This window comes from Paenarthrobacter sp. NPDC057981 (assembly GCF_042886835.1).
In the GTDB taxonomy this organism is placed as follows: domain Bacteria; phylum Actinomycetota; class Actinomycetes; order Actinomycetales; family Micrococcaceae; genus Arthrobacter.
Genome location: NZ_JBHVQI010000001.1, coordinates 249,999 through 274,731 on the forward strand (window position 1 = coordinate 249,999; position 24,733 = coordinate 274,731).

The 24,733-nt window shown below is 57.3% G+C and carries 25 protein-coding genes and 2 pseudogenes; 7 read left to right on the top strand and 20 right to left on the bottom strand.

Annotated features, from left to right (window positions below):
- The 3 genes from ACFVSI_RS01165 (at window position 1) to ACFVSI_RS01175 (ending at window position 2,838) form a co-directional block, all read left to right on the top strand.
- Window positions 1-549, top strand: a complete 549-nt coding sequence (locus tag ACFVSI_RS01165) for a nuclear transport factor 2 family protein (protein ID WP_387819133.1) — start codon at window positions 1-3, stop codon at window positions 547-549.
- A gap of 169 nt (window positions 550-718) precedes the next feature.
- A complete protein-coding gene (locus tag ACFVSI_RS01170) occupies window positions 719-1,654 on the top strand; it encodes an SMP-30/gluconolactonase/LRE family protein (RefSeq protein ID WP_387819134.1) in 936 nt (311 codons plus the stop codon).
- A 308-nt stretch (window positions 1,655-1,962) separates the two neighbouring features.
- A complete protein-coding gene (locus ACFVSI_RS01175) occupies window positions 1,963-2,838 on the top strand; it encodes a sugar phosphate isomerase/epimerase family protein (RefSeq protein WP_387819135.1) in 876 nt (291 codons plus the stop codon).
- A gap of 106 nt (window positions 2,839-2,944) precedes the next feature.
- On the opposite strand, the gene ACFVSI_RS01180 is transcribed toward ACFVSI_RS01175, so the two are convergent.
- The 8 genes from ACFVSI_RS01180 to ACFVSI_RS01215 form a co-directional block, all read right to left on the bottom strand.
- Complete coding sequence (locus ACFVSI_RS01180) at window positions 2,945-3,406, bottom strand: DUF3237 domain-containing protein (RefSeq protein ID WP_387819136.1); 462 nt, start codon at window positions 3,404-3,406, stop codon at window positions 2,945-2,947.
- Window positions 3,407-3,575: 169 nt separating this feature from the next.
- Window positions 3,576-4,781, bottom strand: coding sequence for a M20 family metallopeptidase (locus ACFVSI_RS01185; protein WP_387819137.1), 1,206 nt, complete (start codon window positions 4,779-4,781; stop codon window positions 3,576-3,578).
- Window positions 4,782-4,929: 148 nt separating this feature from the next.
- Complete coding sequence (locus tag ACFVSI_RS01190; RefSeq protein ID WP_387819138.1) at window positions 4,930-5,652, bottom strand: GntR family transcriptional regulator; 723 nt, start codon at window positions 5,650-5,652, stop codon at window positions 4,930-4,932.
- Window positions 5,649-6,998 carry an NtaA/DmoA family FMN-dependent monooxygenase gene (locus tag ACFVSI_RS01195; RefSeq protein WP_387819139.1) on the bottom strand — a complete coding sequence of 450 codons (1,350 nt, stop codon included), beginning with the start codon at window positions 6,996-6,998 and terminating at the stop codon, window positions 5,649-5,651. The genes ACFVSI_RS01190 and ACFVSI_RS01195 overlap by 4 nt, the downstream gene beginning before the upstream one ends.
- Window positions 6,940-7,770, bottom strand: a complete 831-nt coding sequence (locus ACFVSI_RS01200; protein WP_387819140.1) for an amino acid ABC transporter ATP-binding protein — start codon at window positions 7,768-7,770, stop codon at window positions 6,940-6,942. Before ACFVSI_RS01200 ends, ACFVSI_RS01195 begins: the two co-directional genes overlap by 59 nt.
- A 16-nt stretch (window positions 7,771-7,786) precedes the next feature.
- Entirely contained in the window at window positions 7,787-8,452 is a 666-nt protein-coding gene (locus tag ACFVSI_RS01205) for an amino acid ABC transporter permease (RefSeq protein ID WP_387819141.1), read from the bottom strand.
- Complete coding sequence (locus tag ACFVSI_RS01210) at window positions 8,449-9,105, bottom strand: amino acid ABC transporter permease (protein WP_387819142.1); 657 nt, start codon at window positions 9,103-9,105, stop codon at window positions 8,449-8,451. The genes ACFVSI_RS01205 and ACFVSI_RS01210 overlap by 4 nt, the downstream gene beginning before the upstream one ends.
- 62 nt (window positions 9,106-9,167) lie before the next feature.
- Entirely contained in the window at window positions 9,168-10,055 is an 888-nt protein-coding gene (locus tag ACFVSI_RS01215) for a substrate-binding periplasmic protein (RefSeq protein WP_387819143.1), read from the bottom strand.
- A gap of 161 nt (window positions 10,056-10,216) precedes the next feature.
- Here ACFVSI_RS01215 and ACFVSI_RS01220 point away from each other — a divergent pair, with 161 nt between their 5' ends.
- Window positions 10,217-11,353: an LLM class flavin-dependent oxidoreductase gene (locus ACFVSI_RS01220; RefSeq protein WP_387819144.1), complete on the top strand. Its 1,137-nt coding sequence runs from the start codon at window positions 10,217-10,219 to the stop codon at window positions 11,351-11,353.
- Entirely contained in the window at window positions 11,350-11,865 is a 516-nt protein-coding gene (locus ACFVSI_RS01225) for a flavin reductase family protein (protein WP_387819145.1), read from the top strand. The genes ACFVSI_RS01220 and ACFVSI_RS01225 overlap by 4 nt, the downstream gene beginning before the upstream one ends.
- 90 nt (window positions 11,866-11,955) lie before the next feature.
- Here the strand turns inward: ACFVSI_RS01225 and ACFVSI_RS01230 are convergent, their stop codons facing one another.
- The 8 genes and pseudogenes from ACFVSI_RS01230 to ACFVSI_RS01265 all read right to left on the bottom strand — a co-directional run bounded on the left by ACFVSI_RS01230 (window position 11,956) and on the right by ACFVSI_RS01265 (window position 19,319).
- Window positions 11,956-12,366: a nuclear transport factor 2 family protein gene (locus ACFVSI_RS01230; protein ID WP_387819146.1), complete on the bottom strand. Its 411-nt coding sequence runs from the start codon at window positions 12,364-12,366 to the stop codon at window positions 11,956-11,958.
- 717 nt (window positions 12,367-13,083) lie between these two features.
- The gene (locus tag ACFVSI_RS01235; RefSeq protein WP_387819147.1) at window positions 13,084-13,884 is read right to left on the bottom strand and encodes an N-acyl homoserine lactonase family protein; all 801 of its coding nucleotides are present in this window, start codon (window positions 13,882-13,884) and stop codon (window positions 13,084-13,086) included.
- 90 nt (window positions 13,885-13,974) lie between these two features.
- On the bottom strand, window positions 13,975-14,502 hold the full coding sequence (locus ACFVSI_RS01240) for a nuclear transport factor 2 family protein (protein WP_387819148.1): 528 nt from the start codon (window positions 14,500-14,502) through the stop codon (window positions 13,975-13,977).
- Between the two features lie 63 nt (window positions 14,503-14,565).
- Window positions 14,566-15,417 (bottom strand): sugar phosphate isomerase/epimerase family protein, encoded by an 852-nt coding sequence (locus ACFVSI_RS01245; RefSeq protein ID WP_387819149.1) that lies wholly within the window; start codon window positions 15,415-15,417, stop codon window positions 14,566-14,568.
- Window positions 15,414-16,187 (bottom strand): SDR family NAD(P)-dependent oxidoreductase, encoded by a 774-nt coding sequence (locus tag ACFVSI_RS01250; RefSeq protein ID WP_387819150.1) that lies wholly within the window; start codon window positions 16,185-16,187, stop codon window positions 15,414-15,416. Before ACFVSI_RS01250 ends, ACFVSI_RS01245 begins: the two co-directional genes overlap by 4 nt.
- Window positions 16,188-16,221: 34 nt before the next feature.
- Window positions 16,222-17,544 (bottom strand): MFS transporter, encoded by a 1,323-nt coding sequence (locus ACFVSI_RS01255; RefSeq protein ID WP_387819151.1) that lies wholly within the window; start codon window positions 17,542-17,544, stop codon window positions 16,222-16,224.
- Window positions 17,545-17,993: 449 nt separating this feature from the next.
- Window positions 17,994-18,257 (bottom strand): annotated as a pseudogene (locus tag ACFVSI_RS01260) (zinc-binding dehydrogenase); the annotation flags it as partial.
- Between the two features lie 585 nt (window positions 18,258-18,842).
- A complete protein-coding gene (locus ACFVSI_RS01265; RefSeq protein WP_387819152.1) occupies window positions 18,843-19,319 on the bottom strand; it encodes an ester cyclase in 477 nt (158 codons plus the stop codon).
- Between the two features lie 173 nt (window positions 19,320-19,492).
- Between ACFVSI_RS01265 and ACFVSI_RS01270 the strand changes: the two genes are divergently transcribed.
- Entirely contained in the window at window positions 19,493-20,431 is a 939-nt protein-coding gene (locus ACFVSI_RS01270; RefSeq protein WP_387819153.1) for a helix-turn-helix transcriptional regulator, read from the top strand.
- Here ACFVSI_RS01270 and ACFVSI_RS01275 read toward each other — a convergent pair.
- Together ACFVSI_RS01275 and ACFVSI_RS01280 are read right to left on the bottom strand one after the other, a co-directional pair.
- On the bottom strand, window positions 20,321-20,644 hold the full coding sequence (locus ACFVSI_RS01275) for a DUF4192 family protein (protein ID WP_387819702.1): 324 nt from the start codon (window positions 20,642-20,644) through the stop codon (window positions 20,321-20,323). The genes ACFVSI_RS01270 and ACFVSI_RS01275 overlap by 111 nt on opposite strands.
- Entirely contained in the window at window positions 20,533-21,396 is an 864-nt protein-coding gene (locus ACFVSI_RS01280; protein WP_387819704.1) for a DUF4192 family protein, read from the bottom strand. The genes ACFVSI_RS01275 and ACFVSI_RS01280 overlap by 112 nt, the downstream gene beginning before the upstream one ends.
- A gap of 53 nt (window positions 21,397-21,449) precedes the next feature.
- Between ACFVSI_RS01280 and ACFVSI_RS01285 the strand changes: the two are divergent.
- Window positions 21,450-21,793 (top strand): annotated as a pseudogene (locus tag ACFVSI_RS01285) (pyrroline-5-carboxylate reductase family protein).
- Window positions 21,794-22,199: 406 nt separating this feature from the next.
- Here the strand turns inward: ACFVSI_RS01285 and ACFVSI_RS01290 are convergent.
- The gene (locus ACFVSI_RS01290; RefSeq protein ID WP_387819154.1) at window positions 22,200-23,168 is read right to left on the bottom strand and encodes an intradiol ring-cleavage dioxygenase; all 969 of its coding nucleotides are present in this window, start codon (window positions 23,166-23,168) and stop codon (window positions 22,200-22,202) included.
- A gap of 387 nt (window positions 23,169-23,555) precedes the next feature.
- On the bottom strand, window positions 23,556-24,101 hold the full coding sequence (locus ACFVSI_RS01295) for a gluconokinase (RefSeq protein WP_387819155.1): 546 nt from the start codon (window positions 24,099-24,101) through the stop codon (window positions 23,556-23,558).
- Window positions 24,102-24,733 lie beyond the last annotated feature (632 nt).

The following is a 24,733-nucleotide window of genomic DNA, read 5'->3' on the forward strand; positions in this document are numbered from 1 at the left end:
ATGAAGGCAAACCCGAATCAGATTTTAGCGACCACCGCGGCCAGGGAATCACCAGTAGCGGCGAAGTTGAAGATAAAAAACAACATATGGAGGGTAAACGCAATGATCACTACGGAAGACAAAATCGAAATAGATCTGCTCTACGCCCGGGCCTGCCACACTTTCGACTCGAATGACGGTCATGGCTGGGCGAGCCTGTACACCCCTGACGGCTTGATCGAGACCCCGGGTGGGGAAAAGGTTGGCTATGAGGCGTTGCGACAACACGTGGGGATCCGCCACGAGGCAAAGCCTGGCATGAGGCACCTTGTGTTCAACATCGATGTGACTGAGAACGGTCAGGGTTGCGACGGAAGGGCATACTTTATTGTCCTCCGCATCGAGGACGGAGAACTGTCGATCCGCAACTTCGGTCTCTACTCCGATGAACTCGTCAAGCACGACGGCGTGTGGAAACTTAAGTCGCGCCGTATCACCAGCATTCTTCCGAATCCTCTACATGATGCGGTGCTTGCGAGCGTGACCGACAATCTTGTCCCGGCGCATTAGCCGCTTGCAAATCGGGTGGAGCTCCGGAGCCGCACGCGACCGCGAGCGGCTCCGGAGCTCAGTCGCCCTGGCTGGAGATGGATTCAATTGAGACTGAAATAGCGCTTCAGATATACAAAAGCCGCGTGCAAGCGACTGAATGAGGAGATGCACGAATTTGGAAATGCCAGTGGCTCAAAAAGCAAAGTTTGAGGCGACACCTACCAAGTATGTCGGTGGCCTCATACAGCCTGAGGGACCGATTATTCTCGGAGACGGAACCGTAATTCTGGTTGAGATGGGGCGGGGGACGCTTTCCCGTATCGACACCGAAGGAAATTTGTCAGTAGTTGCTGAAGTCGGAGGTGGACCCAACGGCGCGGCCATAGGACCTGATGGGGCATGTTACGTCGTTAATAACGGAGGGGTTTCTGCCGAGAAGGTTGGCCCGTTCCGGCTTCCAGCTGAGGGGTACGAGTGGGGTTGGGTGGACCGTGTCGATCTGAAAAACGGCAGAATTTCACGGTTATACGAAGGATCGGCAGACGTTCCACTGACCGGACTGAATGACATTGTCTTCGATGAGTGGGGTGGGTTTTGGTTCACGGACTGTGGAAAGTATCATCAGCAGCACCTGACTCATGGCGGTATTTATTGGGCATCCTATGACGGGGGTAATCTAAAGCAGGTGGTCTACCCGGTGTTGGCCCCAAACGGTATCGCCTTGTCCCCGGATGGCAGGACGCTATACGTGGCGTTGATGGAGCATCGGCAATTGGTTGCTTTTACTATCACTGGACCCGGTGAACTCCGCAAAGCCCAGGGGGGTCAACCCCAAGCGGAGGTGCTCTGCAGCTTGCCAGGTAACCTCAAGTTGGACTCGATGAGTGTCGAAGAGTGCGGGAACATCGTCGTGGCGGCGATGAGCGGGGAGGGGCCTGGGCAACTCATCGTCGTCAGTCCTGAAGGTGACGTCGTGGAGACTGTCCAGGCGGGAACCACCATGGCGAACAATCTCGCCTTCGGTGGCAGCGACATGCGCCAGTGCTACGTCGCGCTGCTTAGGGATGGAGAGGTCGCTACCCTTCTCTGGCCGCGTCCCGGGCTGCGCCCACTTTTCACCTAAATATCGGCTCGCACTGTGAACTGGCCGATTCGAGGAGGCGACGGCTCGCTGTCTTCGCTGGGTCGCCGATCGACGAGGATGCCAATCGCTGCGTGGGCCAATGCCGGACTGATCTGATGTCAGGTCAATCCTCCGAGGAACGAAACTGCAAGAAATCTGCTTGGTGGAGGGCGAGCTTCCCGCCAAGAATCACATTATCGGCTCATCGATTTGTTGCGCGATGAATGCTCTCAGGATTCTCAGCTGACGTCGAATGCGTCACATCGAAGCGCCGGCGGACTCCATACTTTGGATTGAAGGGTCTAAAAATGAACAAGAATCATAGGACGCCGAATCTAAGCGCCGTGTCGTGGACAACCGCCGGGGACGTCGGTCCCCTGGATGACGTTCAAGCGAGCAGCTTCGATATCCATGACCGAGTGGCCGCGACAGCACAGGCAGGCTACATAGGGATGGGGCTGGTGTACGACGACTTGATCCTTGCGCGGGACACTATTGGGCTGCCTGAACTTGCTGCCCTGATGGATGCACATTCAATCGTCCATCTGGAGTTGGAGATGCTCAACGATTGGTTTGAATCGGGGCGGAGGCGGCAGGACTCGGACAAGATGAGATGGTTGCTGCTGGAAATGGCTCATGAGTTAGACGCCGCGTACATCAAGGTTGCAGGCCAGCGGCAGACGGGAACTGAGCACAAGGTAGAGTGGGGGCGCTTCTGCGACGAGTTCGCGACACTATGTGAAGATGCAGCAAGTTTGCAAGTGGGCATCGCCGTTGAGCTGATGGCCCATACGAATGTTGCCGATGTTGAAAAAGGCAAACAAATGATCGATCACAGCGACTATTTAGGAGCGGGGTTGGTCCTAGACCTGTGGCATCTTTCCCATGGTGGAGCTGGTCCCGAGAAGTTGGAGACCCTGGACCCCCGCTACGTGTCAGGTGTCGAGCTAAGCGATGGCCTCCAACATATACAAGTGTCGCTGCAACAGGATTCGGTGCGCAATCGATACCTCTGCGGTGAGGGAGAGCTGAATGTGGAAGGTTACATCAAGGCGATTCAAGCCAGCGGCTGGAATGGTATATGGGGAGTAGAAGTCATGTCTGAACAACATCGCCGGCTGGGGTTGGAGGCGCAAGTGACCAGGTCATTCCAAGCAGCGAGCTCAATGCTCCTTTCGGTCTAGTCGTATGTGCTGAAGAGCCCCAAACTGCCTTAAGAAGAGGGAGTTTGGGGCTCCTTCTTTAGCAATGAAAGTACGTCCCCGGCCAGCAGTATGCAGGAGGTCAGGGTTAGTCGACAACGAAAAGATCTATGTGGACGGCGTCCTTGTACCGCTCTCCACTGCCGATGAATATTCGGGAACTTAGCCAAGACCATTTTTCGGCCGAGGAATGAAGCCTCGGTGTGCATCGGAAGTAGATGCGCTTGGGGTTCACGGCTTCACCGCGCACAAGTCGAGCTATGTCCTGTTGGCTGCCGGAACGTAGCCCGATGTTGTCGACATAGATTCGCTCGCCGGAGTCTGTCTCGATGGCGTACTTCGCTTCCAGCTCCGTCAGCGTATCCGATTTGAGGAGTTGGAAATCGGCGCCCCCTGCCAATACTTTTCCGGTGAGCCCCGGCCCATCGACCGTCCCACCCGTTATGGGGATGATTCTGCGGATCCCGTCCACAGTCGATCCGATCTCCACGGGGGCTGCCACGAAAATCTTCAGCGTAGCTAAGAACGAGGTTCTAAGCTCAAGTACCATGCAGACCTTTCTCTCTCTGTTCCGAGCTGCAGGCCGTCAGTGGCCGGCGCGGGTCCGATGCCCGGCTTGGCGACCTTCGGCAAATATAGGAATGAACAATTATTGCATATTTCAACTAAAATGGGATGCTCACCAGAGAAGAGCAGCAGGCAACGTGGGGCCCTGGCGCTCAGCTAGGCGCGGCCGCGAGCGCCAGGGCGCCTCGTAGAAGAAGGCCGGTTGCGACAGGCAAAGCGGACTCATTGAAGTCAAAGCCTGGATGGTGCGGAGGGTAAGCAGGGCCCCCATTTTGCTGCGGATCCGCACCCGTCAGGATGTAAACACCCGGCACGTTATCCAAGTAGTAGGAGTAGTCGTCTGCGCCCATGAGGGGGGCGATTTCCTGAACTCTCTGAATCAAGTTGCATTCTTCCGCGACATCTCTCATGAAGTCAGCCACCTTGATGGTGTTAATAAGCGGTGGTGGGCCTTGTTCGTAGGTGAGATTTGCCGTGATGCCGTGAGTAGCTGCTATGCCTCGTGCGGTCTCAAAAAGTCTCTCTGTGACCTTCTGGCGCGCTGATGGTGACAACGCCCGGACTGTTCCTTTGAGGTGAGCCTCGGGCGGAATCACGTTGTACGCATCCCCGGCTTCTAGCTGAGTCACCGAGATGATCACCGGGTCAGATGGGGGGAATTCCCTTGATGCGATTCGATGGACGGCGTGGATGAAGTCCGCCGTTGCAGGGATGGGATCTTTCGTCTGGTGGGGGAGACCACCATGTCCGCCTAGTCCTTCAAGGCGCACATGGAATAAATCCGCGCTGGCGAGAAGAGCTCCCCTATTGATGGTGACCGTTCCGACAGGCGCATCTACAACGAAATGCTGCCCCAGCACAACATCTACGCCGTCAAGGACGCCCGCTTCAATCAGCTCCGGGGCGCCTTTGGGCATTTGCTCCTCAGCGTGCTGAAAAATGATTCGGACGTTACCGGCAAACTTTCCACGAAGCTGGGCAAGAACTCCTGCAATACCAAGACCAACCGCAATGTGGCCATCGTGACCGCAAGCATGCATGGCCCGGGGGTTCTTGGAGCTGAACGCGAGCCCTGTCTGCTCCGTGATAGGCAGAGCGTCAATATCTGCTCGAATGGCAACTGTGCGCCCGGGAAGACCCCCAGCTATCTCCACCACCACACTCGTAGGTGTTGGCATCGAGAAAGTCAGTCCCTTGCGATGCAGTACGTCTGCAATTTTGGCTGAAGTTTCATGTTCGCTGAAGGACAATTCAGGATATGCGTGAAAGTGTCGACGCCACTGCAGAACTTCATGTTCGACACTCTGCAAGAGTGCATTTAGATCAGGTGATGTAACTGGGCCTCGAATTTCGGGCATGGCTGCTCCAACAGTGTGGGCCAGCCCAGACCAAGAACATGGCGGGCTAGCGATGTATGTATATTGAGTCCGCTTCCCCGGAGATGACGCAGGGGCGCGAACAGTCAACTCAGGGTGGTTTGCTGCCGCTACGACGGCCGCACTTTCCTTAGTTGGCTCTGACTTTTGCGCCGAGCTGTTCGTAGCGTTGCTGTAACCAGGCTGTGGCCTGTCGGCCATTGCTCCGATGATGTTCTTCGATAAGATGACGGGCCAGTGCCCCATCTCTGCGCTCTAACGCCGCCAGGATGGCCTCATGCTCTGACAGATTCTTTTCCAAGCTTCCGGGGGCGGAAGCTGAACCCCAGGCCAAATGACAGGGCCAAAAGCGGCGTAGGCTTTCAACCAGCTCGTGAATGTGTTCGAGTCCAGAAGCCCGCACAATTACGCGGTGGAAATATACGTCGGCAACATTCCACGGGTTTCGGGCGAACCCAGTCTCGCCTTCGTCCGGCGCTAACGCCCGAAGACGAGGTAGCTCTTCGCGCTGGCTGTCCACAGCTCCCGCTAACTCCAGTAGATCTTCTGTGCTCATGCACTCAGCAGCCCGTACCGCTGCGAACCCTTCAAGCTCAGCGCGCAGCAGGAACGCGTCACCGCTTTCCCGCACCGTTGGCCCTAAGACCCGGGCACCGCGGTAGGGGAAAAGCTCAACCACTCTTCTGGCCTGCAGCTTCTTGAGCGCCTCACGGACCGGCCCTCTCGAAACCCCGTGCTGTGCAGCAAGAGTCTCTTGACGAAGCCAGGCCCCAATCGGCAAAGTACCGTTGAGGACCTCGGCATGAATCGCGTCCGCCAATTCATCGACGACGGGTCCAGAATCAAGAGTCACCGAGCAATCCGCTCCCTGAGAGTAGCGCTGTCATCGTAGCTGGTACGGAAGACTCCGCGGGCTTGCAGAAGTGGGACAACGCCTCTGACAAAGTTGGCCACAGAAGAATTGATGGACGGGCGCAGGTGTAAAGCAAAGCCATCGCCCTCCCCTCGGACATGGAGCTCCTCGAGACGGTCGGCCACCTGCTCAGGTGTACCGACGCATCCACCAGGGACGATCATTTCCCGGACCTCCTCAACCAACACTTCACGAATGATTCTCTCATCGGAACCGTACTTTCTTGCAAGGCTATGTAACGGACCACCCCGCGAGCCCCCGCGCGTTTCTGCCGCGTTGACGAGTTCGCCGAAGGTCATGCCGTCCTTCAGCTCGTCAAGGTCAAAGGTGCTGTTATGCGATAGGTAGGCGAGGGCGGCCTCCGGATCCACGACAGCTCTCATCGACGAGAGCAGGGCCATCGCTTCGTCCTCCGTGTCTGCGATAACCGGAGCGACGTCGAAGATTAGCTTTACGTCTTCCGGTGACCGGCCCTGAAGGCGCACTTGTTCATCCAAACGAATCCGCTGCTCGCGCATCGCATTCCAAGCATCGGGCCCGTCGCCCGCGGAGGAGTACTGCACGTCCACATTCCTAGCTGCAAAGGCGGTGCCCTGTGGAGAACCTCCTGCTTGCACCAGAAGCGGTCGACCCTGTGGTGAGGGTAAGACCGGAAGAGGCCCGGCGCTTGTAAAATACTTCCCTTGATGGTCTATCCGGTGCACCTTGGAAGGGTCGGCGAATACCCCAGATGTCTGGTCGAGAAGAATCGCATCAGGTTCAATCGAGTTCCACAACCCCTTGGCGACCTCAACGAACTCCTGCATGCGTGCGTATCTATCGGCGTGGCTAGGAAGCTCGTTGTAGCCGAAATTGGCAAAATCGGACGTTCTCGCCGAATTGATGAGGTTCAGTCCGTAGCGCCCTCCCGTGATGTGGTCCATTGAGGCGGCAAATCGGGCAACATGGAAGGGATGATAAAAGGTAGTCGAAAGTGTCTGGACGAAGCCTATGTGTGACGTTTCCCAGGACAAGATCGGAATCATCGTCGACATGTCGTGCCGTGGCCATTGCACGCCCCAGCGAACAGCTGCGTCGGTGCCGGCTTGGTACGTTGACGCTATACCGTACCCCTCGCCCCAGAAAATGAGGTCGAGGCAACCTTCTTCAGCCATTTGGGCCATCTCCACCCACTGCCGGGGTTCTACAAAGTAACGGTGGCGGTCATAGGTGCCCGGCAGTCTCCACCTACCCTCGGTGTGCCATATCGAGGCTTCGATTGCCAGGTGCATCGTACGTTGGGTCATTTATTGGGTTCTCCCATTCCAGGTGATTAAGAAAGCGACGTATCCTGTGATTCCGGGGCGCATCAAAGATGTCCTCGGGTGGAGCGTCCTCAATGATGCGACCCTCGTCGAGAAAGAGGACGCGCGAGGCAACCCGGCGGGCGAAGTTCATCTCATGCGTGACCAGCACCATGGTCATCCCCTTGTCGGCCAATTTCTTGATGACACTCAGTACCTCAGCAACTCGCTCTGGGTCCAATGCTGACGTGACTTCGTCGAAAAGCATTAAACTCGGGTTCATGGCAAGAGCCCGAGCAATACCGACTCGTTGGCGTTGGCCGCCGGATAGGGTGCGCGGGAAAGCTTCAGCCTTGTTGGCGAGCCCAACCTGAGCCAGCATGTCACGGGCGCGCTCCTCCGCTTCCGCCTTACCGAGACGCAGGACAGTCCGGGGCCCTTCCATAACGTTCCCCAGCGCCGTCATGTGCGGGAAAAGGTGGAAGTGCTGGAAAACCATGCCAACGTTTTGCCTGAGGGCGTTGAGCTGCCGGCGGTTTCCTGTCAATTCTGTTCCGTTGATACGAACGACCCCGGAGTCGGGTTCTTCCAGCCGGTTGATACAACGAAGAAGTGTGCTCTTCCCTGAACCGCTCGGGCCGATCACGGCGATGACTTCACCCGGTGCCACTTCAAAGTCAATGTCACGAAGAATCTCTTGGCCCGAGAACGCCTTCCGAAGTCCTGAAACACTGACTACGGGGGGTGGGGGAGAAGTAGAAAATTTGGTCTGCATTAGCTGTTCCTTGTTTTCAGGTAAGAATGCGCGCACGTCGCTGGAGAGATTCCACGAGACGTGCCTGAGGGTACGCCAAAAGGAAGTAGACGACGCCGATTACGGTGAAGGCTTCGACTGGGCGCAATGTTTCGGTGGATATAACCTGGGCGGAATGGAGAAGTTCAGTCACGCCCAGGACGGCCACGAGCGACGTGTCTTGAAACGTCGAGACCCAGGTTGTTCCCAGCGGGTGCCGGACGTTGCGTGCCGCGAGCGGCAGCATGATTCGGTGGAACACTTGCCATCGGTTCATTCCGGTGGCCTCAGCGGCCTCCCTAACACCTGTGTCAACGGAGCCAAAGCCCGCTCGGAAGATTTCGGACGTGAACGCTGCGCCGTTGATAGCCAAAGCGACGACGCCGGACCAAAAGGGTGTGAGCGTTATGCCTATGAGTGGCAGGCAGTAATAGATCCAGAGGATTTGGACCAGCACCGGGGTCAGTCGCAGCAGGTCAACGATCCCTACAGTCAGCCACGAAATTGGCCTTACATTCGCGGAACGAAGCACGCACAGGACGAGTCCAAGTATGACGCTGCCAACAAAGACGAGCAGTGTCAGAAGGAGCGTGTATAGGGATCCATTGAGGATCAAGGGAACGGCGTTCAGGACGACGTCAAAATCCCATTGATAGTTGTTCACGCAGATACCTTTCGTCGGCGTTGAACAAGTCCAATGCCTGCGCTAATGGGCAACGTGAGCAAGAGATACATGAACGCTGCTATGGTCAACGGTTCGAGGTCTCGTTGCAGCAATGAGCTAATGGTTGTCGAGTTGCGCAGCAAATCCGGGACTGCGACGACCGACAATAGCGAAGTGGCTTTTATTGTCGTGATCAACACATTTCCCACTGCTGGAAGCATGTTAATCAGTGCTTGTGGCAGTACAACGCGCGAAAACACCTGCCGGCGGCTCATCCCCAGTGCCAATGCCGCATCGCTTTGCCCGGAGTCGACAGAATGGATCCCCGCACGGATGACCTCGGTGAGGTACGCGCCGGCGTGAAGACTCATGCCCAGAATTCCAGCAGGGATTCCGGAAAGGCTCCAACCAGTAAGTAGTGGTAGCGCGTAGTAGATCCACAAGAGTTGGATGAAAAGGGGTGTAGTTCGAAAAATATCGACATAGGCTGAAGCGATTCTGCGAAACACCCGGTTGTTATGGTCTCGACAAATGGATGTCATGAGTCCAAGTACAAAACCACCGGCCATGGCCGCTACGCTGATCAGTACTGTCCATCCCAGACCTTGAAGGAGGAATGGCCAGTACTGAAGCGTCTCAAGATAGAACTGCACAAAGTACCTTTCGGTGAGACAAAAATTTTCCTGGCCAGCAGTTCAGGACCCTAATTGCTGGGCTACTTTCCCGCCTCAGACGAGTACTTGACTACGGACTTGTCCGTTACCGGCTGTAGAGCGGTTGCGGTTGCCTGAAGGAGCTCACGGAACTCATCGTCGCCCTTGCGTACTGCCAACCCAACGTCTTGGGGGATGTCCGGGTTGGTCAAGCACGTTTCGGCGTCGGGGAGGATCTTCAGATCGGGCTGCTGCGCAGCGACCTGTTTGGCCAGAGTGCTTTCGATAGGCGTTACATCGAACCTCTTGCTGGTTACCTCGCTGAAGAAGATGCCTGCACCTGGGGGCAAGGGCTTCGCTGAAAGGTTTGCTTCTGGATACTTTTTGGGGAAGTCAGTCACGAAGGAAGATCCGCTGACTACCAGCACTTTCACGTCGGAATTGTTCAAATCTGCGAGCGAACTGATTCGGTCATCGTCCTTGCGGGCCACGTAGCATGCGCCGGCCTTCGCGTAATTGACGAAGTCAACCACTTTCTTGCGTTCGGCTGTCGCGTAGAGGCTGGTAGTTGCGATGTCATATTTGTCTGCCTGAAGCCCAGCAACGATTGTGTCGAAATCGGTAACGACCCACTCGACCTTGACGTCCAGCTTCTGAGCCAATGCGCTCACTACGTCTGGGGCGGGGCCATACCAGTTGGAATTGACGGGGTCTTGCAGGGAGAACGGCGCCGCAGCTATGACGCCTGCGCGGAGTACGCCCTTGTCCTTGATGCGATCCAGTGTCTTACTGGCGCCAGCACCAGGGACTGCGATGGAGTCCAGAACTGCCGAGGCCGCTGTCGCGTTGGGGTTTCCGCTCGGATCAGGCGATGAGCAGCCGGCCAGCGTGGTCACGAGTCCGGCGGCTGCAGCAAACAGCCCAAGCCTCCGTAGCATTATTGTATTCATTTTTGTGACATTGTTCTTCACGGGTTCCTCCGATTGATGGGCACGATGTGTATCGTAGCCATGTATTCGCCCATGTTCGCCACCCCGGCGACATGGGGCGAAATGTTGATTGGCGTAATTTTTGACCAATCGTATTTCCGGGACGTTCGGAGGAGACAAGCTTGCCTGTCCAATTTTTCACCAACAACATCACCACGCCTCCCTTGATAGGGGACGAGGAAACCGCACTGGAACGCCGTATAAGTGCCATGAAGACCTGGGGACTAACAGCAGTAACTTTGGATGCTGCCGAACTGGCGACCACTAGCAAATACCTCGAGGACTCTGGCTATGACGGGGCACTTGTTGCAGAACGCAGTGGGTGGCCCGAAGCTTCAGCGAGGGCTGGATGGGCCGTGGCCCATACTAGGAAGCTTCGATTCATGACTGCCCACCGGGTCGGTCGACAGTCACCCACGACGGCGGCGCGGCTTCTCCAGTCTCTCGACCAATTGTCAGGAGGCCGAGCCGCATTCCACATGATCACCGGCCACCTCGATGCTGACCAACAAAGGGATGGCGATTTCTTGAACAAGGAGGATCGCTACAGACGAGCGGACGAGTTTCTGGAGGTCTTCAATCGAGAACTGACGTCGCAAGAGCCTTTCGACTTTGAGGGCGAGTTCTATCGAGTAAAAGGCGCCCAAAGCGGGTTGGTGGCGCACCAGACCGAGAAACCGACCGTTTCCTGGGCTGGGTCATCGCCTGCCGCACTCGACATCGCGGCGAAGCATTGTGACGTGTTTGCGCTGCCTGCAGAGCCCCTTTCCGGCACTGTCGAACTGGTGAATCAGGTGCGTACCGCTGCTGCCAGGCATGGACGGCAGTTGAGCTACTGGCACAATGCGAACCACATCATTGCTCGCTCTGACGAAGAGGCCCAAAATTTAGCCGAAACCATAGCGGCGAGACTAGAAGGTCAGAGCTCTAAAACGCTGGACCTTGACCCGGCCGCTGCGACAGGTCCCGAGTCACTCAGCCGCAAGAGACTTGCGGCTGTGGCAAACGATGGTGACTGGCACGACAGGGCTTTGTACACCAAGATTAGTCGGGTAACGGGAGGCGAACATGTTCCATCGTTCGTTGGCTCACCCGCCACCGTTGCCAAAGCGATTATGGACTACTACGACGTAGGAATTCGAATCTTCGGTTGCAGTTCGGAGGTTTACACCCACGAGGAGCGCGAACTGAAGCTCGAAACCCTAAGGCTAGTCAGGGAGGCTGTTGCCGAGCGGGAAAAGCAGGGGCCTGGCAAATGAATCTCGTGAAAGAGGGGATGACCAACATCCTTTCATCTAAGGAACTTCGAGGCGTCTACGGAACGTTTCCGACCGGAGTAGTGGCGGTTGCGGCCATAGTCGACGGCGTAAGAGTTGGCTTGGCTGCCAGTTCCTTCACCTCTGTATCTTTGGAGCCGCCCCTCGTGTCCGTAGCATTCGATTCTGCATCCACAACCTGGCCGCTTCTTCAAGCCAGTGGCAGAATCGGCATCTCGGTGCTGGCGAACGGTCAAGGAGATCTCTGCCGACAGTTGGCGGCCAGAAATGTAGACCGATTTGATGGCGCCGCAACCACAGTTTCTGACACAGGCGGGGTTTTCTTCGATGGCGCAGTGTCCTGGTTGGAAGTGCAACTCCATGCCGAACTCGTAGCAGGGGACCATACCGTTGCGCTTTTTGAAGTGCGATCGGTGCGGACATTCGTCGGTCGCGAACCCCTCGTTTTCCATCGGTCGAGTTTCCACTCTTTAGCGAGCGTAGGCACCGCGTAACTCGGTTCTCAGACAGGCATAAGGAGAGTGATGCCCACGGCGTGGCCGGGGGCATCACACGCTTGAACACTCTATGGGTTGCCCGTCGGGCTACTCCTGAAGCTGTTTCCGGGTTGTTTGCACAGCAACAATTCTCCAATTGTCGTCGACCAATATCCAGGTCACTCCCTTTAGAACGTCCAATACAAGGGTGTCATTGCCTCGGATTACCTTGGTCGAGAAGCCTCCCCACACGTGTGCGGCGCTGGCCGTTGCAACAATCGACTGGATGTCGTACGCCGGTTCGGAGTACTTAGAAGAGCCACCCCTAAGGGCGGCTACGTAGTCTGCCAACCTATCCACTCGCCCAGACGAGTGGCAGTAGACGCCAGATGGTTCGAACAGTTCCTCAAGGACGTCGTAGTCCTCGGTGGCAAGCGCCGCGATACGCCGCTGTTCCAGGCCTCGAATGACGTCTTCTACTCGGGTTACTTCGGGGGTTGCATTCAAATCCGAGTTCACTTTCCGCTAATTGGTTCAAGGTGGCCTTCTCATAGGTAGGACACGTGACCCCGATTCCGGGTTACGGCGCCACCATCAGATGCTAAAACCATATGTTGCTCTAACAGTGTCTGACCTTTGATATTCGTTGATGTCCATACCGCCTTGCTATGCCTAAGAATCACAGTGGCAATCATGAAAGCAGTCCAAGTGGTGTGATCACGGTGGCCGCAGGAGGCCCCATGTCGCACGGGCTCGGCCGCCTGGAAGGGCTCAGCTCGTAGACGTGGGAGTCCACGTCTGCAGTCCTCGACGTTCCGGCACCTCAAGACTGGACGAGACCCTCAGGCGGCTGTACATAGGACGTCGTGGCTGGCTGAGAAGACCGGACTCCGGAGAGCGTGCTGCCCATGGGGGGAGATGAAACTGGGCACTATCTGTATGGCGAAGCCGAGGCCTTCCGCACCACGTTGAGGTGGAGATTGTCGTTCAGCCGTTACACCTCAACATCCAGAACTCTCGCATCGGAGACTACGAAAGACGTTCTTGACGTCACCTCGTGAAACGAACCAGCCGCCCGCGATTCGGTTAGCCGTAAGTGCACGCGAGTCTCATTGCTTAGCGAGCCGCGGGCACCTAACGGCAGCTTGCTGGGAGCCTGCCTCGGGACGGTCTGGTCTAGACATCGCGTCGAGCAGTCATGCTGATCAGCCAGGTAGTACCGGCGTGTTCTGGAGCTCAGCGGATGGTACCCGTTGGGTGCTTGTCGAAAATCTGCCAATCGTGCTGAGGCACTATGATGTCGGCCTCCCTTCTTATGCGCTTGTAGCCCGATATCAGCTCCTTCAAGTTCCAGAATGAGCCTATCGGCCAGTCCAGCTCCAGGTTCCTGTAGTTGTACATAACATCACTCGTTAGGCAGACGACAGCCCCATCTATCTTCACGAGCACGGACTGGCAGCCGGGGGTGTGACCACCGATCTTGATGAGGCGCACGTCGTCATTGATTTCGTAGTCACCGTCAATAACCACGAGGCGGTCAGCAACTACGCTCAGCTTGTAGGCATACTCGGGAAAGTAAAACATGCAGAACTTTGGCGGGTTCAATGCCAGATCCAGTTCATCCTTTTGAACGATGAAGGTTGCATTGCTGAAGAGCTCATTGTTGCCGATGTGATCGTAGTGCAAGTGAGTGAGAACTACAGTGTCGATGTCCTGGGGCTCAACGCCGTACTGTGCGAGTCCAGCGACGATATCTTGCTCTTCCGAGCGCGAAGCCATGTACGGTGAACCGTACCGAGCGGGAACAGCAATCGCCTCAGCCACATCTCCAAGCCCTGTGTCGATGAGTATCGTTCGGTCACTGCCCTGAATAAGCCAGACGGGCGCCGGAACCATATTGCCGGTCCGCGTCTCACCAGTCGGTAACACGATGGTGTCCGGGTAGCCGAAAGGCATTCGGTCTTTGTCGCTGATGTCCGGGTGCGCTGCCCCGTTGAGCAGCGCACCGTGCAGGTTGCTTTCAACCTCTCCGGTCACTATGCAGTGAATTTGAACTGCCAAAACGATGGTCCAATCTGGATAATAGGTCGCCTTGTAGTAATAGGGTGTTGCGTCCCGGCCCTGGTGTCAGGTGCCCGTGGACGTGAGCCAGTCCGGGGAGAGCCGGACCATCTCGAAACCGGGCTCCTGTGCCTCATCGCCAACGAGCGGATCAATGCGAAGCCGCGTGAGTCGCAGGAAGCTGATACGCCAACCGTCATCGACCCGGCGTAGTTCGTCTTCGTAATGACCGAATCCCCTGATGCCCCATTGATCCGGGTTACGGACCCCGCGGTAGCTGCGGTCGCCTCGAGGCCAGGTAACGTAGTCCTCCATGGACCATATGCCCCGCGCTGTGCTTGGGCCAGTTGCAGTAATTTCGGGCATGTGACCATGGTGAACAGAAACGACGCCCTTGCCAAAATGCTCCTTCGCACGGGTGATAAAGTCCGCCGGCGAGTTGAGGGGACCCCAAGCTTCGGGCATCCCCTCAATGCGGGCATCGACCGTAAAAACCTCAAATAGTGCGTCCCACTGTCGTGTGTCGAGTAAGCGAAAGTACCGCGCCTTTGTTTCACAGATCTGGACCCGGTCGTGCATCGAAAGATCAATCATTGGTGTCCTTTCCAGACTTTAATTGGCTGCTGCCTAGTTCTCAGTGCTCAGTGTGATGGAACTTCAGGCCCACCCCAGTTGACGTAGACGAAGAAGATCCTGTTGCCACCGAGCCCAGTCCACGCCGGGAGTGGCCAACTCATAAACGATGTCCCCTAGGTATTCCACAGCCTTTAGCGCGGACGCCACTTCGGCAAAATCAACATCGCCTTCGCCAATGTGTCCGTGCTTAAATCTGCTACGGTCGGTGTCGCTAATGTGAACGATGAGGATGTGTTTTTGCACGGCTTCGATCTCAGTGCGGAAGTCCTGACCGGCGAAATGTAGGTTCGCAGCATCAACGGTCAGACCTATCAGGTCGGTCTCGTAGGATTTCAGTTCTGTCCAAAGCCCATTTGGTGATTCGAGGAAGCCAAAGGGTACGTTCTCGAACGCGAGTTTGATCCCTCGCTCTGCGGCACGCGGGAGCATGATCTCTACACTGCGGCGGAACGTTTCTAAAGCGTGCTGTTCGTTCATCGGGACGAGCGCGCTGTATTTGCCAGGCACCACGACAACGATGGGCGCGCCCACATCTTCAGCCAAATCAATGGTCAGCAGTAACTGTTCCAGTGATTCTTCAGCGATGGCACCGTTCGCGCTCACCAGATTCATGTCAACGGGGTTGAGCGATGTAAGGGCCAAACCATTTCGCCTAGTTGCGTCGTTGATGTCATGAGCCAGTTTGCTCCGCGACTGCCGCAGATCCACATGCGGAAGGGACACCATCAGTTCGGTGCGGGTGATCCCAGCTTGCGCAATGCGGCCGAGTCCTTCGCCGAGGCCCTCCGTCCATAGGAACCCGAAATTTGTAGCCGCTATTGAGGCGCGGGACAGCCGCTCATTAGGTGGGGACTGCATCGCGGCCGTGGTCATGCCGAGATCCCTCCGTCTACCGTGAAAGCCTGGCCGGTAATCCAACTGGCTTCATCGCTCTGCAGGAACGCGGCCATCGCCGCGATATCGTCGGGAGTGCCTGTGCGCCCCATTGGGTAACGAGCTGCGGTGGCCTCAAGTGCTTCTTTCATCGGTACTCCGGTAAACTCCTCTCGTTTACGGTACATATCCTCGACGAGTGGCGTTACGACCATTCCGGGACAGATGCTATTGACGCGGATGCCGTGTTTTGCGAAGTCCAGGGACATTTGGCGGGCCAAGGAGATTACGCCTCCCTTGCTGGCGGCATACGCCGCTTGATTGGGAAATGCCTTCAATGCGGAGTTACTTGCGGTGAATAGAATGGCGCCCCTCCCGGATTCAATCATGGCCGGGATTACAGCTCTAGCTGTGAGCATGGCACCTGTGAGGTTGACCGAGAGGGTGCGTGACCAAGTCTCGAGCGCTACGTCAAGGGCGGAACCGGCTCCAGGGAGCCCCGCGTTTGCGTAGGCTCCGTCGATCCGACCGTAGTGCTTCAAGGCAGCTTCTGCCATTTCTTGAGTAGAAGTCCAATCTGCGACATCCACCTCGAGGGCCAGGGCTTCTCCGCCTGCTGTGCGTATCGTGCTCGCCGTCTTCTCCGCTGTCTTCATGTCCAGATCGGCGCATATAACTTTCGCGCCCTCCTTGGCAAAGCGTTCGGCGGTGCGACAACCGAGGCCTGATCCCGCACCGGTCACGATCTGTACGGTGTGCGTGAGTGGCATCAGACTGTTCTCCTTTCGTTGCTGGCTTTGTGGATCATCGGTTCCGGCCGAGCTGTTCTGTGGAGACCTTTGCGGTCTCTTTCGCAGTGACGATCGCGATGCCTGCAATAACCAAAACGATCGTCATGAAAATCGCTGCTGGTAGCCAGTCAACCGAGCCGGCCGGAACTATCAGCCCCAGGATCGCCGGCGTGAACCCTACGATCAGTAGGCCAAACTGTGTTCCCATCGCGATGCCCGTATAACGGACGGGGGTGGAGAACATCTCCCCGAAGAATGCGGGCCATACTGCGTTCCAGGCCGCCATGAAGATTGAATAGCAGACAAACGAAGCCGCCGCTATGAGCCACATATTTCCTGTGCCAAACGACCAGAAGAGGAGGTAAGTGGTGGCAATCGCACCGAGCGTAGCGAAAATCAAAACGGGCTTTCGACCGATTCGGTCCGAGACCATTGCGATCAGCGGGATAGTGAACACGGCGAGGCCCACAGCGACGGTGCTGATAGTGAGCATCAATGGACGATCGATGCCCACGGCCTTACTCGTCGCGTAGGCGAGCATAAACACGCTGAACATGGTCCCCATCGCAGACCAGCTCTGCGCAATCGTTACACGCACGACGCTGCGCCAATTGGTACGAAGAACTGTAACGACGGGTAGCTCCTTAATTTCGTCCTTTGCGACGGTCTTTTGAAACTCAGGAGTCTCCTCCAAGGCCCGCCTGAACCAATAGGCCAAGAGCAATACAACTACGCTGATGAGGAAGGGAATCCGCCAGCCCCACGCGAGCAGTTGGTCCTCGGGTAGTGCAGCTACGGGAATGAAGACCAAGGTACCGAGCGCAATACCCGACTGTGAGCCCATTACTGCCGAGCTGGTGAACAAACCGCGGCGGTGATCGGGTGCGTACTCGAGCGTCAGAGAAGTTGCGCCCGCCGACTCTCCGCCGGCGCTTATGCCCTGAACGATGCGCAAGAGGGTCAGTAGGACCGGGGCCCAGATCCCGATTTGATCGTAGGTCGGAAGGAGGCCAATTCCGGTCGAAGCTACGCCCATCAGTACGACTGTGAAGAGGAGAATGCGCTTGCGGCCGATCCGGTCACCAAAGTGGCCGAGAATAATGCCTCCGAGCGGGCGGGCTATGTAAGCAACACCGAATGTCAACAAGGAAGCGATGGTCGCAGCCGCAGGGTTGTCGGAAGAGAAGAAGATGTGATTGAAAACCAGGGCCGCGGCTGACCCATAGATGAAGAAATCGTAGTACTCAAGGGTGCTGCCCAGGAGGGAGGCGTAGAACGCCTTCCTCGGTAGTTTGTCGCTAGCGGCGCGCGTAGCGGCAGGTGTCTCGGTGGTCATGAACACTCCATTGGTCATGGTTGGCCCCGTGTACGTCGACGCCCTATATGCGGCGCCGGCCGGTTTCCGGTCTGGGGTCGAGTTGGGAAATTGCTGTGTCCCTTCTACGGGTGCACATTCCACAGCGACCGACTCGCCGAGGATGTGTACTAGCCTAAGTTCGATTCGATACCCGGTCAATAGATATTCGATGATCTGTTATCAAATCTTTGGGTGATCGACAGGTAAAACCGACCCCTCGATCTGCGACTTCGACGAAGTTCCGCGAGGTCGCTGGCAAGGACCTATGATCCTGTAGGTCTAGGAGTATGGCGCCAATGGCCTTCCGCGACGACAGCCGACTGTAAGCCTCTTCGAAATCTTCGAGACGGAATCGGCTGTCGATGGTCGGTTTTAGTTGTCCGTCTGCGGCCTAGCGAGCTACTGCTGCCATGTCGTGAGACGTTTTGTCATAGCTCTGTGCGCGGAGGGCGTATCCCTGGATTTTCCTCTCCTTTGCGACTATGTCCATGAGGTCCAGGAAAGGGACGTCGGCCACCGGTGAAGCCGATGGCCACCAGAGTTCCTCCCGGCTTCAAGGAGGCTAAGAAGTTGCCCACGTAGTCTCCTCCCACCGGATCCAACGCGAGCCGCACCCCTTCGCCCTGAGTAATTCGTTTGACCTCGGATAGTAAATCTTCAGAGTCGAGGTCAATGGCGGCTGGTGTGCCGAGTTTGACGAGCTCGCTCGGCCTTTTCGGCGGAAGAGACTAGGGCGATAGGCCTTGCGCCAAGAGTCGTGGCCGTTTGCATCAGAGCGTGCCCGACTCCACCCGTGGCCCCAGAGACCAATACATGCTGCTCGGGAACCAGCGGGTCGGCAGATGTTAGGGCTCCAAAGGCCGTCAAGTAGTTCACCGTAAGGGCGGCTCCCTCGTCGAGGCCAACGCCTTCAGGAAGGATGAGTAAGCGCTCATCCTCAACGAGGACCCACTGCTGGTAGAAGCCGTCACCTGTTACTCCCAGCTCCCCGCCCCCACATACTGCCACTTTTGCGCCCCGGGGGAACGAATCGCTTTCTTTCAACGATTCCTGACCCTTCGTTGCCCAGAACGATGGGTGCTACTTGAGCGTCAAAGTCGCCAAGACGAATATTGTTCGAGAGTTGGTTGATCGTCGCAGCGTGCATGCGCACTAAGGTGTGCCCAGGACGAAAAGTTGGTTTGGTGCGTCCCCTTACGCGCATGGCGGGTGGTCGACCGAGCTGTTCAGTAACTAGTGCCTTCATTTGTATTGCTCCTCTTGTCGAGCGAGCGGGACTAACGGGACGCCATCTGCGGCTTGTAGCCGATCTGCTGGGCAAGGCTGAGCTCCTGGCACATAAACCATAGGCTCGTAATCAAACCCTCCTCGTTGAATTGCAGGACGCCAACCTCGTCCCACTCCACGCGCTTTCCGGTTGCCGCGGCACCCGCGAAAGTCCCAGTGTGCAAAGCGGTCATATGGAATTGGAGGACAACAGTGTCGCCATCGCCGACGATGCTTGCCGTCTCTGACGTCTGCTCAGTAAGCGCGGCTGACAGCACTTTCCACCCTGCTTCGAGCCACTCGACGAAGTTGCCGTGCTGGGGAATGTCATCGCCTGTGAGTGCATACAGGTCCGCGAAACCTGCGCGCCTGATCGGAGCATCCGACGTTACCAATGAGCGGATTTGGTCGAAGTTTCCGTGGGGCATTGCGTCTTCTAGGAGCAGTTTCGCATTCACGATGTTGCGGTGGGCTTTTGCGTCGGTCATATCGTTGGGTTCCTCTCAAGTAGCGCGGTGGTGCGCATCGCCGCCGTCCGGGTTGCCGGCACCGCGTGTGGTCTTAATCCAGTCTCGCAACCGTTTCAACTCAAGAAGTACGTGGATCTCGCCCAGCTGAACCTAGGTCTAACTGGGCTACCCTGACCGAGAATCTGCCCAACATGGGCTGGGATACTGGAGTGGTGGAACACAACATGGATTTGGGGAAATTCCTGCGTGCCAGGCGTGGGCGACTGAATCCCACGGACGTGGGGTTCAGGCCCACCGTGAACACCAGACGGGTGCCAGGATTGCGCCGCGAGGAAGTAGCCCAGTTAGCCGGCGTGAGCGCCGACTACTACGCGAGGCTTGAACAGGGTCGCCATCCTAACGTGTCCGAGTCGGTTCTGACCGCGGTGGCCCGCGCTTTGCGCCTGGATGATGTCGAGCGTAGGTACCTCATCGATCTTGCTCGGGCAAAGGTGCGGCCCGTGCCCCTAGCTTCTCAGAACGTACGACCCGAATTGCAGCGCGTGCTGGAGACTATAGGCCACAATACTCCGGCGATGGTCCTAAATCATCGACAGGATGTGCTCGCTTCGAATCACTTGGTGCGCGTTCTCATAGCCGACTTCCACAGGGCGCCTCCCGAATCCAGGAACCTGGCACGCTTCATCCTCTTGGACCCTGAAGCCCGCAGGCTTTACGCGGATTGGGAGGAAGTTGCCGGCGTGACGATCGCGAACCTACGTTTGGCTGCAGGCAGTCATCCTGACGATCCGAAGCTCAATGAACTCATTGGCGAACTCAGTGTCAAGTCCTCGGCCCTCCGTGCCATGTGGTCAAGTTTTCACGTTGATCAGTGCGCCCACGGCTCACAGCGATTTTTGCATCCGTTGACCGGAGAATTAACGCTCTATCACGAGACTCTGGTTCTTCCAGCCGACTTGGACCAAAGCATATGCCTCTACACAGCCAAACCCGGCTCAGATTCCGCCGAGGCCCTAACCTTACTCGCTAGCTGGACGGCGGAGGACGATGCGGTATCCGACCTGGAGTCTCGAAAGGTCAAGAAACGGGACACGATTCCGTCCAATAAAAACCAGTCGCCGTCCTCTTAGGGGCACACGCCGTGGATCATGGCATGTCGAGGTGGGTTTGAAGGCGGTGTCTCTGTTTGTGTTCCAGCCGGCGACAATGCCGGCTCCGAGCATTTGGTCGCTCAGTCTGGCAAAGCGGTAGCCGGGGTCGGTGTCGAGGGCGAGTTGGAGGTATTGGTGTGCTTTGGAGCCTCGGCCTTGCCACCAGTTGATGTGGCCGATGGTGGTGAGAATGGGGGCCGCGCATTGGGGGCTGGTTCTGGTGTACGCGTGCAGGAGCAGTTGTTGGGGCCACTCGATGCGTGACCATCGGGGTGGCGTGTGAGTTTGGGCGAAGAGGATGTGTTGTGGTGGTTCGCCGATGCCGGGATGTCGGCCATGAGTTGGTCGCGGATGTGTGGGAACTGGAAGAAGGCAATGAGCGCGATGGTGTCGTTTTCTGCGGGGTAGTCGTTGCTCTCCAACATATGAGTCCAGAGTTCGTGTGCTTGCAGAAAAGCTTTCTGGGGATGCAGTGCCGTAATACCGGTCATCTGGTTTTCGACGACGGTGGCTTCATGGGCCGCCTGCGTTCGTGGTGGCATGGTGTTCTTGTTGGTAGGTTCGATGGCGCTGCCGCGGTAGATGAATTCGGCGTTGACTTGGCTGAACTCGGTGGTGCTGATCGGAAGGGTGATGTCTTCGCCGGGGTCGGTGTCGTAGGGGGAGTACGTATCGTTGCCTACGAAGATTCCGTCGCGGATGGTGATTTTATTTTCCGCGAGAACTCCGGTGAGTTCAGCCATGGTTGCGGCGTGCGGTTTGGGCTGTCCTGGGTCGCACTTGGCGCCGCTGTAGAGAGCGAAGACCATGCTTGTCGCCTTCGCGTCGTTGGTGAGGTAGCTGGCGACGGTTTGAGCGAACAGGATTTCGTGGCCGGGATGAAGGGCGAGATCAATGCGCAGCGTGGCGCCGACGTTGTTGTCTAGGGTGACGTAAAGGAGCAGGCTCGACGAGTCTTCGAAACAGTTGGCGAAGTTGTCTTAGTCAAAGAGGAAAGATCGACGCCGTCACGAGTATCTCGGGTTCGGGCCCGGCCTACGTCGTCTTCCTGAACGAGCAATTAACTGCGCCGGCACAGCATCAAGGTCTGACATTGCAACAATCGGCCCTTCTGGTCAATGAAACTTTCGGGCGGCGTGCAGCCTTCTGTCCGTATCCGGCAAGTCACCCCGGGAACTTTGCGAGCAGGTCACGAGTCTCAACGGCACGACTGCCGCAGCGCCCTCTATTCTGGAGTGTTCCCAGATAGGGGAGGTCTTCAAACAAGCCACCGACGCCGCCCGTGAGCGATCCGCTGAATTGGCCGTCGAGTCGTCCATGGTTCACCGCTGTCAGCGTTGATGAGGTTCTGAACCAGAGCCTTCGCCTTCGGCCTCCTCACCGTGCTCATTAGCCGCCATCGGCCCGGGCCGGGACCTGTCCCGTTTTCGATTGGAAAGGCTCGCTCCATCCAGTTCCTCAAGCGCCCCCGCTATCAAGGCAAGTTCTGGCGTTTGATTCCCAGGCCTGGAGTAGCCTTTGTACTCAAACAGTGGAAGGGGATCATCACCATCGGGAAATCCTCGACCTCAACACCAACCACCCCAAAGCGGTGAAGGCCTATCACAGACCACCACTGGGGTGAACACATCACGGTACTGGCTCGGGCTGTCCAGTCCCTGACTTGCCGGCTCGGAGCGGCCGGAGCGCTGACGATTGCCGCTAACGGTTACCGACCGTCCTCACACAATGTTTTGCGGTGGAGCCTCTAGTTGGGGGGTGTTCCCCCTGGGCCGCCTTGTGGAGGTGTGCCACCCGCGCCTCCGGGTGCGGGGCCGGCAGTGGGTGTGGTGCTGGTATCTACGCCCACTGTAAGGGACACTTGATAGCCGGAGGTGGCGTCTCCGGTCACGGTCGCGAGCTGAAGGGCGCCGCCGTCGTCGCTGAAGACATTGTCTGTATCCAGACTCACCTGGGAGAGGTTTGAGGTGGAGCCCTCGTAACCGGAGAGGGCGTACACCGTTTCGCTAACATCCTGAGGCAGGGCTACCTGTGAAGTGGCGATGGCGAATGTAGAGTCTGTGATCTCGTCAACCGCGGAGTAAACCTCGAAATGGATGTGCGGCCAGCGACCTGTATAGCAGGCGGGAAATATGGACGTGTACTTCACTTCGCCGTTGGTATCAGCGACCTGAACTCCTCGGAGATAGGTTTCGTTTTCAATGCCGTCCGAGTACATGGAGTAGCCGCCTGCGGCATCGCAGTGCCACACGTATACGGCGGCATTCTTGAAAGGCACATTGCCGTTTGCCATGTCAAGGATTGTGAGAGTCAGTGCCATCGGCACACCGGTGGCTGTCGCGGTGCCATCAATACTGGAGCGGATGTCACTGCGCACGATGCCTGACTTCTCGAGGACATCAGCTCCGTTGGAGCCATCCCCTGGGTACGGTCCTGCCGTCTCGTCGGGAATTTCGGCCAGAGCAGAGGCTGTCGAGGTGGTGCCGGTCGTGGCGCCTGAGGTGGCGGCGCTTTCCGTAGCGGCGGGTGAACAAGCAGCGAGGGCGAACGCCCCCATGCCTGCACCGAAAATGCCCAACATGGAACGGCGGCTGACCAGGGTTCCGATGTCGAAAGCAACCCCCTGATCGACGATCTCTTCATTCCGGCGGTCGAGAAGCCGGCCTTCATAGGCCGGTCCGTTCGGAGTGTTCACAGGTTCTGGGATCCTACTCATGTTGCCTCGCTCAATCGTCGTACGGTATGTTTCCAGCATCACGGACACGCCCAATACGACGCTAAGTCCCAGCTATGAGGAACCTTAGAGAGCAAGACATGCCTGCACGAGGCAACGGGCGCAGTACCAGCTGAGGCCCATCAGGCACGGTGAAAGTGATTGGCACGTCCTGACCCACAACAGGCATATCGTCTACCGCGTGATATAGACCTTCGTAGGACCCAGGCCTCAACCAGGTCAACAAAACCGTTGCCAAGCTCACGCGCCTCTGGCAGTCCTGGCTGATCACAGGGGAGTAGGTGTTCTTCCTTTGTGCTCGTAGTACAGGCAAGACTTGGACGGTGAGTTCAGTCGCAGGCGCCTACGGGAGACAGCCGTACTGAGTTGTCACTCTTGAACGCTGGCCCCAACGGTCAAGCTCCCTATGGGAAGGAGACCGCAGATGCTCTCCACTAGTGAGGTGCGAGCGAGCGTGATGTCTGCCAGTATGTGCTTTTCGTCCTGCTCAAGGGGTTCGAGGGTGCTCAGTTGGGTGTCAAGGAGGCTGGGCGGCATGAACTCGTGGTTGCGGGCGTTCATCCGCTCCAGTAGGGTTCCGCGGTCACCGTTGAGGTGGACGAATACGACGTCGGGGACGTGCGAACGCAGCAGGTCGCGATAGCTGCGCTTCAGTGCCGAGCAGGCAATGATCGCCGGGGTGCCCTGGCCCACTGAGGCCCGGAGCGTTCGCCCGATCTCTTCAAGCCACGGTTTGCGGTCGGAATCGTCCAGGGCGATACCTGCGCCCATCTTCGCTTTGTTCGCGGCCGGGTGCAGGGCGTCCCCATCCTGGAACGGCATGCCAAGCCGTTCGCCCAGGAGCGAGCCGATGGTGGACTTTCCGCATCCGGAGACGCCCATGACAACAAGGGGAGGCCGGGGAGTGGGGTTCATGTTGAGGTTCCTTCTAGTCGCACCATTGCGGACGGGCGTATCAAATCATATTTGAGAAAAGATTCCCATATGCAAGAAGTGGCGGTCAAGAGCTTCCTGTGATGTGAACCCCCTTGACGCACACGAGTTGATATGAGAAAAGTTTCTCATATCAACTCGTGGACTTGCGACTGGAGGAAGCCCGCCTATGGAGCAGTCAAGAGAATGCGTCACGCTGCAGAGGCGGACAGAGTCCGCTGGATTTCTGCCCGCCTGGGGCGCGGGGCGGGCCTGGTGGCTGCATGAAGTGGGCGCGTAGCTCGGTGGACGGTCGGGATTGGCATGCCTCAGAATTCGATCAGCGTGACCCTTCGTGGCGTAAGAGTAAGCCCGGGGGCCTCATTTGCCTGGGGTGCGGGTCACCGGCCTTCTGCAGGGCTCCCTCCAAAAAGAAGACGCCCGCATTCGGCTCGCGGCATAAGGCGGGTTGCGCAATCCTCGCCGGCCCCTGGACGGCATTCAGATACCTGCAGTGAGGCGTCCGAAACGGATGAGAAACTTTAAACAAATGAGAAAAGTTTCTTGCTTTAAAGTGACCTGCGACATAGGCTTAAAGCATCAGATTTCCCGAGTTTCCAAGCGAACTCCCAACC

Coding starts and splice junctions, on each gene's coding strand:
- ACFVSI_RS01165 (WP_387819133.1), top strand. CDS start 1: ATGAAGGCAAACCCGAATCAGATTTTAGCGACCACCGCGGCCAGGGAA.
- ACFVSI_RS01175 (WP_387819135.1), top strand. CDS start 1,963: ATGAACAAGAATCATAGGACGCCGAATCTAAGCGCCGTGTCGTGGACA.
- ACFVSI_RS01180 (WP_387819136.1), bottom strand. CDS start 3,406: ATGGTACTTGAGCTTAGAACCTCGTTCTTAGCTACGCTGAAGATTTTC.
- ACFVSI_RS01185 (WP_387819137.1), bottom strand. CDS start 4,781: ATGCCCGAAATTCGAGGCCCAGTTACATCACCTGATCTAAATGCACTC.
- ACFVSI_RS01195 (WP_387819139.1), bottom strand. CDS start 6,998: ATGACCCAACGTACGATGCACCTGGCAATCGAAGCCTCGATATGGCAC.
- ACFVSI_RS01200 (WP_387819140.1), bottom strand. CDS start 7,770: ATGCAGACCAAATTTTCTACTTCTCCCCCACCCCCCGTAGTCAGTGTT.
- ACFVSI_RS01215 (WP_387819143.1), bottom strand. CDS start 10,055: ATGAATACAATAATGCTACGGAGGCTTGGGCTGTTTGCTGCAGCCGCC.
- ACFVSI_RS01225 (WP_387819145.1), top strand. CDS start 11,350: ATGAATCTCGTGAAAGAGGGGATGACCAACATCCTTTCATCTAAGGAA.
- ACFVSI_RS01240 (WP_387819148.1), bottom strand. CDS start 14,502: ATGATTGATCTTTCGATGCACGACCGGGTCCAGATCTGTGAAACAAAG.
- ACFVSI_RS01245 (WP_387819149.1), bottom strand. CDS start 15,417: ATGACCACGGCCGCGATGCAGTCCCCACCTAATGAGCGGCTGTCCCGC.
- ACFVSI_RS01250 (WP_387819150.1), bottom strand. CDS start 16,187: ATGCCACTCACGCACACCGTACAGATCGTGACCGGTGCGGGATCAGGC.
- ACFVSI_RS01255 (WP_387819151.1), bottom strand. CDS start 17,544: ATGACCACCGAGACACCTGCCGCTACGCGCGCCGCTAGCGACAAACTA.
- ACFVSI_RS01265 (WP_387819152.1), bottom strand. CDS start 19,319: ATGACCGACGCAAAAGCCCACCGCAACATCGTGAATGCGAAACTGCTC.
- ACFVSI_RS01270 (WP_387819153.1), top strand. CDS start 19,493: ATGGGCTGGGATACTGGAGTGGTGGAACACAACATGGATTTGGGGAAA.
- ACFVSI_RS01290 (WP_387819154.1), bottom strand. CDS start 23,168: ATGAGTAGGATCCCAGAACCTGTGAACACTCCGAACGGACCGGCCTAT.
- ACFVSI_RS01295 (WP_387819155.1), bottom strand. CDS start 24,101: ATGAACCCCACTCCCCGGCCTCCCCTTGTTGTCATGGGCGTCTCCGGA.